The organism is Amycolatopsis dongchuanensis (assembly GCF_039542405.1).
Classification (GTDB): domain Bacteria; phylum Actinomycetota; class Actinomycetes; order Mycobacteriales; family Pseudonocardiaceae; genus Amycolatopsis_E; species Amycolatopsis_E sacchari.
The window spans coordinates 1-9,551 of record NZ_BAABIB010000041.1 but is presented as its reverse complement, the minus strand read 5'-3'; the positions used below and the strand labels follow the sequence as shown (position 1 = coordinate 9,551).

Annotated in this window: 9 protein-coding genes; 5 read left to right on the top strand and 4 right to left on the bottom strand. The window is 71.3% G+C overall.

What is annotated here, in order from left to right; genetic code table 11:
* Nucleotides 1-393 precede the first annotated feature (393 nt).
* Together ABFX51_RS07650 and ABFX51_RS07645 are read left to right on the top strand one after the other, a co-directional pair.
* Nucleotides 394-2,145, top strand: coding sequence for a proline--tRNA ligase (locus ABFX51_RS07650; RefSeq protein WP_346053078.1), 1,752 nt, complete (start codon nucleotides 394-396; stop codon nucleotides 2,143-2,145).
* 66 nt (nucleotides 2,146-2,211) lie between these two features.
* Entirely contained in the window at nucleotides 2,212-2,439 is a 228-nt protein-coding gene (locus ABFX51_RS07645; protein WP_346053076.1) for a hypothetical protein, read from the top strand.
* 368 nt (nucleotides 2,440-2,807) lie between these two features.
* Here the strand turns inward: ABFX51_RS07645 and ABFX51_RS07640 are convergent, their stop codons facing one another.
* A complete protein-coding gene (locus ABFX51_RS07640; protein ID WP_346053074.1) occupies nucleotides 2,808-3,497 on the bottom strand; it encodes an HAD family hydrolase in 690 nt (229 codons plus the stop codon).
* 105 nt (nucleotides 3,498-3,602) lie between these two features.
* Between ABFX51_RS07640 and ABFX51_RS07635 the strand changes: the two genes are divergently transcribed.
* Entirely contained in the window at nucleotides 3,603-4,520 is a 918-nt protein-coding gene (locus ABFX51_RS07635) for an ABC transporter permease (protein ID WP_428832453.1), read from the top strand.
* On the opposite strand, the gene ABFX51_RS07630 is transcribed toward ABFX51_RS07635, so the two are convergent.
* Genes ABFX51_RS07630 through ABFX51_RS07620 form a run of 3 tightly spaced genes read right to left on the bottom strand, consistent with a single transcriptional unit; the run spans nucleotide 4,501 to nucleotide 6,802 of the window.
* Nucleotides 4,501-4,911 (bottom strand): secondary thiamine-phosphate synthase enzyme YjbQ, encoded by a 411-nt coding sequence (locus ABFX51_RS07630; protein WP_346053072.1) that lies wholly within the window; start codon nucleotides 4,909-4,911, stop codon nucleotides 4,501-4,503. The genes ABFX51_RS07635 and ABFX51_RS07630 overlap by 20 nt on opposite strands.
* Before the next feature lie 12 nt (nucleotides 4,912-4,923).
* The gene (locus tag ABFX51_RS07625; protein ID WP_346053070.1) at nucleotides 4,924-5,568 is read right to left on the bottom strand and encodes a response regulator transcription factor; all 645 of its coding nucleotides are present in this window, start codon (nucleotides 5,566-5,568) and stop codon (nucleotides 4,924-4,926) included.
* A gap of 1 nt (nucleotide 5,569) precedes the next feature.
* A complete protein-coding gene (locus tag ABFX51_RS07620; protein WP_346053068.1) occupies nucleotides 5,570-6,802 on the bottom strand; it encodes a sensor histidine kinase in 1,233 nt (410 codons plus the stop codon).
* A 136-nt stretch (nucleotides 6,803-6,938) separates the two neighbouring features.
* Between ABFX51_RS07620 and ABFX51_RS07615 the strand changes: the two genes are divergently transcribed.
* Nucleotides 6,939-8,003: an LLM class flavin-dependent oxidoreductase gene (locus tag ABFX51_RS07615; protein ID WP_346053066.1), complete on the top strand. Its 1,065-nt coding sequence runs from the start codon at nucleotides 6,939-6,941 to the stop codon at nucleotides 8,001-8,003.
* Between the two features lie 12 nt (nucleotides 8,004-8,015).
* The gene (locus ABFX51_RS07610) at nucleotides 8,016-9,359 is read left to right on the top strand and encodes an NtaA/DmoA family FMN-dependent monooxygenase (RefSeq protein WP_346053064.1); all 1,344 of its coding nucleotides are present in this window, start codon (nucleotides 8,016-8,018) and stop codon (nucleotides 9,357-9,359) included.
* The last annotated feature ends 192 nt before the right edge of the window (nucleotides 9,360-9,551 follow it).

The following is a 9,551-nucleotide window of genomic DNA, read 5'->3' as shown; positions in this document are numbered from 1 at the left end:
CTCCGCCAGTCGCCCGGCAGGCCAGGCCTACCCCAGCGCCGACCCCAGCCCCCACCGCCCCCTCCGCGAGCCAGCTCCAACCCCTCCGCCAGTCGCCCGGCAGGCCAGGCCCAGCCATCGACCGCGCCCGCCCAGCAGGCCAAGCCCACCCACCGCCAGCCGCACCCCGCCGCCCGGGCGGCCAAGCCCGCCCCAGCTGCCAACCCCAGCCGCCCGGCAGGCCAAGCCCACCCGCCGCCAGCCGCACCCATCCGCCCGGCAGCCCGGGCCACCCCATCGCCACCCACCGCCCACCCACCCCCGGCGATAACCGGTTGAAGCGCCCCCACCGGGGTTGACTAGGCTGTCCGTCACCGTGTATCAGCGCCCGTGCGCAACCTTAGGAGCACCCCAGTGATCACCAGGATGTCGTCGTTGTTCCTTCGCACCCTGCGTGAGGACCCGGCGGATGCCGAAGTGCCCAGCCACAAGCTGCTGGTGCGCGCCGGTTACGTCCGCCGCGTGGCGCCGGGCGGCTACTCCTGGCTGCCGCTGGGCCTGCGGGTGCTGCGCAACATCGAGACGGTGGTGCGCGAGGAGATGGACGCGATAGGCGCGCAGGAGATCCAGTTCCCCGCGCTGCTGCCCCGCGAACCGTACGAGAAGACCGGCCGCTGGACCGAGTACGGCGACGCCCTCTTCCGCGTCAAGGACCGCAAGGGCGCCGACTACCTCCTCGGCCCCACGCACGAGGAGCTGTTCGCCCTCACCGTGAAGGGCGAGTACAGCTCGTACAAGGACTACCCGGTCATCCTGTACCAAGTGCAGACCAAGTACCGCGACGAGGCCCGTCCCCGCGCCGGCATCCTGCGCGGCCGCGAGTTCGTCATGAAGGACTCGTACTCCTTCGACCTCGACGACGACGGCCTGGCCCGCTCGTACCAGCTGCACCGCGACGCCTACATCCGCATCTTCGACCGGCTCGGCCTGGAGTACGTGATCGTGGCGGCGACGTCCGGTGCGATGGGCGGCTCCGCCTCCGAGGAGTTCCTCGCCGTCGCCGAGACAGGTGAGGACACCTACGTCCGCAGCACGGCCTCCGGCTACGCCGCGAACGTCGAAGCCGTCGTCACGCCCGCGCCGCCCGCCCGGCCCCTCGAAGGCCTGCCCGAGGCGCAGGTGCACCACACGCCCGGCACGCCGACGATCGCGACGCTGGTCGACTACCTCAACACCAAAACCGACCTGGGCCGCACGTTCACCGCCGCGGACACGCTCAAGAACGTCATGGTGAAGGTCCGCCGGCCCGGCGCGAAGGACTGGGAGATCCTCGGTATCGGCATCCCCGGTGACCGCGAGGTCGACCCGAAGCGCCTCGAAGCGTCGCTGGAGCCCGCCGAGGTCGCGCTGCTGGAGGACGCCGACTTCGCCGCGAACCCGTTCCTCGTCAAGGGCTACATCGGCCCGAAGGCGTTGCAGGACAACGGGATCCGCTACCTCGTCGACCCCCGCGTGGTGACCGGCACGGCGTGGGTGACCGGTGCCGACAAGGCCGACCACCACGTGGTCGACCTGGTCGCCGGCCGCGACTTCACCCCCGACGGCACGATCGAGGCCGCCGAGGTCCGCGAGGGTGACGCGTCGCCCGACGGGCAGGGCACCCTCGTCGCCGCCCGCGGCATCGAGATCGGCCACATCTTCCAGCTGGGCCGCAAGTACACCGACGCGTTCGAGGTGGACGCGCTGGGCGCGGACTCGAAGCCGATCCGCATCACGATGGGTTCCTACGGCATCGGCGTGTCCCGCCTGGTCGGCGTGATCGCCGAGCAGTACCACGACGAGCTGGGCCTGGTGTGGCCGCGTGCCGTGGCGCCCGCCGACGTGCACGTCGTGATCGCGGGCAAGGACGAGAGCGTGTTCGCGGGTGCGGAGAAGCTCGCCGCCGAGCTGGACGCCGCGGGCGTGCGCGTCCTGCTCGACGACCGCAAGGCCACGCCGGGCGTGAAGTTCGCCGACGCGGAGCTGATCGGCGTGCCGACGATCCTCGTCGTCGGCCGCGGCCTCGCGAAGGGCGTGGTCGAGGTCAAGGACCGCGCCTCCGGCGAGCGCCAGGACGTCCCGGTGGACGACGTGGTCACCCACCTGGTGAAGCTCGTCCGCGGCTGATCGTCACCGCCGGCGTTTGTACCGGCTTTGGAGCGGGGTTGGAGAGCCGTCCCGCAGAGTGGCGGCATGGCGGATTCCCATGATTTCGCGGTGCGCCTGGAGGACCTGCACAGCGTGGCCGAGTACCTCCAGGCCGACAGCGACAACCTCGGCAACGCGTCCGTTACCTACACCGACAGCATCCCCTGCAGATCGGCGGCGATGCTGGGCCCTCGGAGCACGGCGGCGGTGACCCAGCTGCCGTCGACGAACTGCTGCTGGAAAAAGGTCCGGGGAATTCCAGCGGATATCTGACCAGGGCGGTGGACCACCTCGACAACGTGCGCCAGGGCGTCCGGGCGGTGTTGCCCGACGGCCTGCTCCACGACTGGACAGGCCACTCGGCGGTGAACTTCCGGGACAAGTACGTCGTCCCCATGTCTCCCCTTTCTGCAGTTCGAGTTCGCGGTGGCCACGGTCGGCGCCGTCCTGGACGCCCTGGGTGGTTTCATCCCGCTGACGGTCAGCATGACCACGGCGCAGCGATAGTCACCGATCGGACGTACCACCAGGAAGACTTCGACGACGGTGACCCGAACAAGACCGACGACACCAGCGCGTTGGTCTGACAGGACTTCGTGAGCCGAGCTGATCGTCGGCGGGAACCAGTGCGCGGCTGACGATCAGCCGAGGACGGCCGCCAGCACGGCGCCGGTGTCCGACAGGTCCTCCAGCACGACGTGCGCACCCGCCTCGCGCAGGGCTGCCGCGTCGAAACGGCCTGTCGCGACACCGACGGCCGTCGCGCCGTGGGCCAGCGCCGCGTCGATGTCGTGGGGGGTGTCGCCGATGACGACCACCGCCTCGCGCGCGAACGGGCTGTGCCGCGTGGCGGCCTGCTCCACCGCGTACGCCACGAGGTCCGGCCGGTGCGCCGAAAGCGAGCCGTAGCCGCCGATCTCGAAGTCCAGGTGCTCGTGCAGCCCGAACGCGGCGAGCTTGTGCCAGGCGATCTCCCGCAGGTTGCCGGTCACCAGCGACTGCACCGCGCGCCCCTCCAGCGCGAGCGCCGCGAGCGCGGATTCCGCGCCCGGTAACACGAATCCGCCGCCCGCCATCGTCGCAAGTGACTGCTCCGCGGCCACCACCAGGCCGGCCCACACCTTCCGCACGGTCTCCTCGTCCGGCTCGATGCCGTGCAGCCGCAGCACCTCCGACGTGATCGCCAGCTCGGTGCGCCCGAAGAACGACGGCATCCCGGTCATCGGCACGCCGGTCACCTCCTCGAGCACGCGCGCGTACCACTCGCGGCCCGCGCCACGCAGGTCGATGAGGGTCTGGTCGATGTCCCACAGCACGAGTCGCTTGTCCACGCCTCCGACCGTACCGGGAGCGTTATTCAACACGGGTTGACTTTCGGTGGCGCGCTGCCTACCGTCCTCCTTAATTCAACGAGTGCAGAAAAACTGGAGGACGTCATGAAGCTCGCGTCCCTCGCGGCGCTGGCGGGTGCGGTGATCGCCGTCGTGCTGGGGCTGGTGACGGTCGGGGTGCAGGCCACGACGGGGCCACACGGGCTGCCGGTCGCGGTCGTGGCGCCACCGGCGCTCGCGCAGCAGATCACGGCGCACGGCGGCGAAGCGGTGAGCTGGCGCGTCGCGACCCGTGACGAGGCCAGGAAACTGCTCGACGACAAGGAGGTCTACGGCGTCCTCGAACTGGGGCAGCCCGCGACCGTCGTCGTCTCGGGCGCCGTCAACCCGGCCGGAACCCAAGCGGTGCAACAGATCCTGACCACGGCGGTGCCCGGCGCACGGGTCGAGACGGTGCACCCCGCGAGCGCTGCCGGCCGGGTCGCGCCGCTCGCCGTGAGCATCCTGTGCTGGCTGGGCTCACTCGCCGCGGGTGCCGTGCTGCTCGTCGCCGCGCGGCGGGAGAAGCAGGAGATCCGGCTCGGTGCCCGGCTGGTGCGGGTGCTCGCGAGCGGAGTGCTGATGACCGCCGTGCTGGCCGGGTTCCTCAAGCTGTGGGACGCGGGCCTGCCGCTCGGCTGGGACGTGCTGGGCTTCGTGTTCCTGGTCGCGACGGCGTTCGCGGCGGTGCAGGGCGCGCTGCTGCGGTTGTTCGGGCTGGGCGCAATGGCCGTGCTCGCGCCGCTCTACCTGCTCGCGCCCGCCGTCGCGGGGCAGGTGCCGGAGCTGCTGCACCCCGCGTACCGGGTGGCGCTGTGGTCGTGGACGCCGTTCCGGTTTTCGACCGAGGGCCTGCGGAGCGTGCTGCAGGGCACCGGCGGGGCACCGGACGTGACCGTCGCGCTGTGGGTGCTCGGCGCCCTGCTCGCCGCGGGCCTCGTGGTGCTGGTGGTGCCGAAGCGGTTCAGCCCGCGAGGAAGCTGAACCGCACCTTGCGCACCTGGTTGTCCACGTTGGTGTCCACCAGGCACACCGACTGCCAGGTGCCGAGCGCGAGCGAGCCGCCGAGCACGGGGACCGTGGCGTACGGCGGCAGGAACGCGGGCAGCACGTGGTCGCGGCCGTGGCCCGGGCTGCCGTGCTGGTGGCGCCAGCGGTTCTCGCGCGGGAGCAGGTCGTCGATGGCGGACAGCAGGTCGTCGTCACTGCCGGCGCCGGTCTCCAGGATCGCCAGGCCCGCGGTGGCGTGCGGGACCCAGACGTGCAGCAGCCCGTCCCCGGCGCCGGCCTCGGCGAGGAACGACTCGGCCTGCTTGGTCAGGTCGTGCACGACCGCCTGCCGTCCGGTGCGGATCTCGATCTCGGTGGAGTGCATGCCCCCACCGTATTACGGATCCAGGTACCGCAGCACGGCGAGCACGCGCCGGTTGTCCTCTTCGGACGGTGGCAGGCCGAGCTTGTCGAACAGCCGCGTGACGTACTTCTCCACCGAGCCGCCCGAAAGGTGCAGCTTCGCCGCGATCGCGCCGTTCGACCGGCCCTCCGCCATCAGCGCGAGCACGTCGCGTTCCCGGTCGGTGAGCCGCCCCAGCGCGTCCGGCCTGCGGGCGGCGCCGAACAGCTGGCTCACCACCTCGGGGTCGAGCACGGTCTCCCCGGCGGCGACCCGGCGCAGCGCGTCGAGGAACTCCGCCACGTCGGCCACCCGGTCCTTGAGGAGGTAGCCCACCCCGCCCGCGCGGTCGGCGAGCAGTTCGGCGGCGTACGACGTCTCGACGTACTGCGAGAACAGCAGCACCGCCGTGCGGGGGTTCTCCCGGCGGAGTTCGAGCGCCGCGCGCAGCCCCTCGTCGGTGAACCCCGGTGGCATCCGGATGTCCACTATGGACACGTCCGGCGCGTGTTCCCGCACCGCCCTGCGCAGCGACTCGGCCTCCTTGACCTCGTCGACGACCTCGTGGCCCCGCAACGTCAGCAGCTCCACCAGCCCGGCCCGCAGGATCGCCGAGTCCTCCGCCACCACGATGCGCATGTCATCCCCCCACCGGTATCCGCGCGGTGATCACGGTGGGACCACCGGGCGGGCTGGCGATGTCCAGCTGCCCGTCGACGGTACCGACGCGCTCGGCCACCCCGGCGAGCCCGCCGCCGGGCGACAGCCGCGCCCCGCCGTCGCCCTCGTCGGACACCACCAGCCGCACCACCCCGTCCGGTGCCGTCAGCTCGACGTGCACGACCGGTGCGCGGCCGTGCTTGACCGCGTTCGTCAGCAGTTCCGCGGCGCTGAAGTACAGCAGGGTCTCCAGCGCGGGTGACGGGCGTTCGGGCAGGTCCACGTGCAGGCGCACGTCCACGGCGCTGCGGGCGGCGAGCGTGGTGAGCGCGACCTCGAGCCCGGCGTCGAGTGCGGGCGGCCGGATGCCGCGGGCGAGGTCACGCAGCTCGGTCAGCGCCTGCTTGGCCTCACCGTGGGCGGCGCCCACGAGCCTGCGCAGGGTGGCCACGTCGGTGTCCTGGCGCGCCAGCTCGTCCCGGGCGAGCCCGAGCTTCATCGCCAGCGCGACGAGCTGCGCCTGTGCCCCGTCGTGCAGGTCGCGCTCGATGCGCCGCAGCCGGGTGGTCGCGTCGTCCATGACCTCCGCGCGGCTCTGTTCGAGGTCGCGGACCCGCTCGGTGAGGCTCCTCGGCCCGAGCAGGCTCACCACGAGCGCGCGGTCGAGGCTGGTCAGCCCGTGCAGCACCCACGGGGCCGCGAGCAGGAGCGCAGCGCCGGCGAGCGCGAACGGCAGGGACGCGAACCACGTGGAGAACCTGAGGTCGGTGAACGGCAGCAGGCTGCCCCTCGTGGCCCCCCAGTACAGCGGGTAGGTCAGCGCCAGCAGCCCGTACCCCAGCAGCGACACGGCGACCGCGAGGTTCACGAGCGACAGCGGCAGGCGCACGAGCAGGTAGCCGAGCGTGCGCCGGGCGACGCGGTCGCGGAGGCGGGCACGGAGGCTCCGCGGTGGGGGCGGCGGGTCGGCGACGGTCACGCCGAGGAGCCGCCGCGCGAGCCTCCGGTGCAGGCCACCGAGGTCGCGCACGGCGTCCAGCACCCCGGCCAGCAGCAGCACGCCGAGGAACACCGGGGACAACGCGGTGCCCAGCACCAGCCCGGCGAGCAGCACCACCACGCACACGAGCGTGGGGAGGAACGCCAGCAGCGCCCACAGCAGTTCCCCCGCGAAGGCCCTGGTGAGCGGTGCGGTGAGCAGGCGGCGGTTCACCACCCCAGCTTGCCCGGCCGCGGCGGCCCGGACCATCCGGTTTCCCCTACCCCTTCCCACTCCGTGGACCGGGGAAATAGGTGCCGGGAGCATTCGTTTGAACCGGTGATGGCGCCTCCGGCGAAAGGAACAGGGCATGTCGCAGAGTCTTCGTCTCGCCGTCGCACTCGACGGGGCCGGCTGGCACCCGGCCGCCTGGCGGGAACCGGACGCCCGGCCCGGTGAGCTGTTCACCGCGGGGTACTGGGCGGACCTCGCGGCCGAGGCCGAGCGCGGGCTGCTCGACTTCGTCACGATCGAGGATTCGCTCAGCCCGCAGAGCGACCGGACCGACCGGGTGCAGGGCAGGCTCGACGCGGTTCTCATCGCGTCGCGGGTGGCGCCGTTGACCCGGCACGTCGGGTTCGTGCCGACGGTCCTCGCGACGCACACCGAGCCGTTCCACATCTCCAAGGCCATCGCGACGCTCGACTACGTCAGCAGCGGCCGCGGGGGCGTGCGCGTGCGAGTGTCGGCTTCGCAGGTCGAGGCCGACCACTTCGGCCGTCGCGAGGTGCTCTCGCGGGAGGACCTGTTCGACGAGGCCGCCGACTACGTGGAGGTCGTGCGACGGTTGTGGGACAGCTGGGAGGACGACGCGGAGATCCGCGACGTGGCGACGGGCCGGTTCATCGACCGGGACAAGCTGCACTACATCGATTTCGAGGGCCGCTTCTTCAGCGTGAAGGGCCCGTCGATCACGCCGCGTCCGCCGCAGGGGCAGCCGCCGGTGGCGGTGCTGGCGCACGTGCCGGTCGCGTACCGGCTGGCGGAGCGCAGCGCCGACCTGGTGTTCGTCACCGAGCGGGAGGCGCCGGTCGAGGGACCGCTCGTGTTCGCGGACCTGGTGGTGTTCCTGGACGAGACCGAACAGGCGGCACGGGACCGCAAGGCGCGCCTGGACGACGTGGCGGGGGAGGAGTACACCTCCGACGCGGAGATCTTCGTGGGGACACCGGCACAGCTCGCGGACCGGCTGCTCGACTGGGGTGTCTCGCGGTTCCGCCTGCGGCCGGGCGCGGTTCCCCACGACCTGACCGCGATCACCCGTGGGCTGGTGCCCGAACTCCAGCAGCGCGGCGTTTTCCGCCGTTCCTACGAAGCGAACACCTTGCGGGGCCTGCTGGGCCTCGACCGTCCGGCCAACCGCTACGCCGCCTGAGGGAGTTCCGAGATGACGAAGCAGATCCACCTGGCCGCGCACTTCCCCGGTGTCAACAACACGACTGTGTGGAGCGATCCGGAGGCGGGCAGCCACATCGAGTTCAGTTCGTTCGTGCACCTGGCGCGGACGGCGGAGCGGGCGAAGTTCGACTTCTTCTTCCTCGCCGAAGGCCTGCGGTTGCGGGAGCAGGGCGGGAAGATCTACGACCTCGACGTGGTCGGCCGTCCCGACACCTTCACCGTGCTGGCGGCGCTCGCGGCGGTGACCGAACGGCTGGGGCTGACGGGCACGATCAACTCCACGTTCAACGAGCCGTATGAGGTGGCGCGGCAGTTCGCGAGCCTCGACCACCTGTCCGCCGGCCGGGCGGGCTGGAACGTCGTGACGTCGTGGGACGCGTTCACGGGCGAGAACTTCCGGCGCGGCGGGTTCCTGCCGGAGGACCAGCGGTACGTCCGGGCGAAGCGCTTCCTGGAGACCGCGGGCGAGCTGTTCGACTCGTGGCGTGACGGGGATGTGTTGGCCGACAAGGCATCCGGGCAGTTCCTCGCCCGGTCGGACGCCGGTGCTTTCGAGCGGCACGACGAGCAGTTCGACATCGCGGGCCGCTTCAACGTGCCGCGCAGCCCGCAGGGTCGTCCGGTGATCCTGCAGGCGGGGGACTCGGACGAGGGCCGTGAGTTCGCGGCGGCGACGGCGGACGCCATCTTCACCCGGCACGGGACGAAGGAGGCCGGGCAGCAGTTCTACAGTGACGTCAAGGGACGCCTGGCGCGCTACGGCCGGAAGCCTTCGGACCTGGTGGTCCTCCCGGCGGCGACTTTCGTGCTGGGGGACACGGACGCGGAGGCGCAGGAGCTCGCGGACGTGGTGCGGCACCAGCAGGTGAGCGGCCAGACGGCGATCAAGTTCCTCGAGCAGCTGTGGAACCGGGACCTGTCCGGGTACGACCCGGATGGCCCGCTCCCCGAGGTGGATCCGCTGGTGGGGGAGAACACGATCGCCAGGGGCCGGGCCAGCGTCCGCATGTACCGGGACCCACTGGCGACGGCGAAGCAGTGGCGTGAACTGGCGGAGGCGAAGAACCTGTCGATCCGGGAACTGATCATCGAGGTGACGGGCAGGCAGAACTTCGTGGGCGCGCCGGAAACCGTCGCGGAGTCCATGAACGACCTGGTGCAGTCAGACGCCTGCGACGGTTTCATCCTGGTACCACACGTGACCCCGGGCGGCTTGGACCCCTTCGCCGACAAGGTAGTGCCACTGCTGCAGGAGCGAGGAGTCTTCAGGACGGACTACGAAGGCACAACACTACGAGACCACCTAGGCATCACCAAACCACAGTCTCTTTAGGACAACGAACACCCAGCAACGAAACGCAAGCAGGAACCCCACCGCCCGCACCCCCACCCCCGGCGATCCCCAGCTGCCTTAGCGGTTGGCTCACCGTGTCAAGGGTGGCGAAGCCATCGCGAAGCGACGCCGTCAGGCGCCCTTGACGCGGTGAGCCAACCGTTAAACGATCAAGGGGATGGGGCGGGGGTG

Bases quoted from the DNA above. Each gene is read 5' to 3' on its own strand.
- ABFX51_RS07645 (WP_346053076.1), top strand. From the start codon at position 2,212: ATGGCGGATTCCCATGATTTCGCGGTGCGCCTGGAGGACCTGCACAGC.
- ABFX51_RS07635 (WP_428832453.1), top strand. From the start codon at position 3,603: ATGAAGCTCGCGTCCCTCGCGGCGCTGGCGGGTGCGGTGATCGCCGTC.
- ABFX51_RS07630 (WP_346053072.1), bottom strand. From the start codon at position 4,911: ATGCACTCCACCGAGATCGAGATCCGCACCGGACGGCAGGCGGTCGTG.
- ABFX51_RS07625 (WP_346053070.1), bottom strand. From the start codon at position 5,568: ATGCGCATCGTGGTGGCGGAGGACTCGGCGATCCTGCGGGCCGGGCTG.
- ABFX51_RS07615 (WP_346053066.1), top strand. From the start codon at position 6,939: ATGTCGCAGAGTCTTCGTCTCGCCGTCGCACTCGACGGGGCCGGCTGG.
- ABFX51_RS07610 (WP_346053064.1), top strand. From the start codon at position 8,016: ATGACGAAGCAGATCCACCTGGCCGCGCACTTCCCCGGTGTCAACAAC.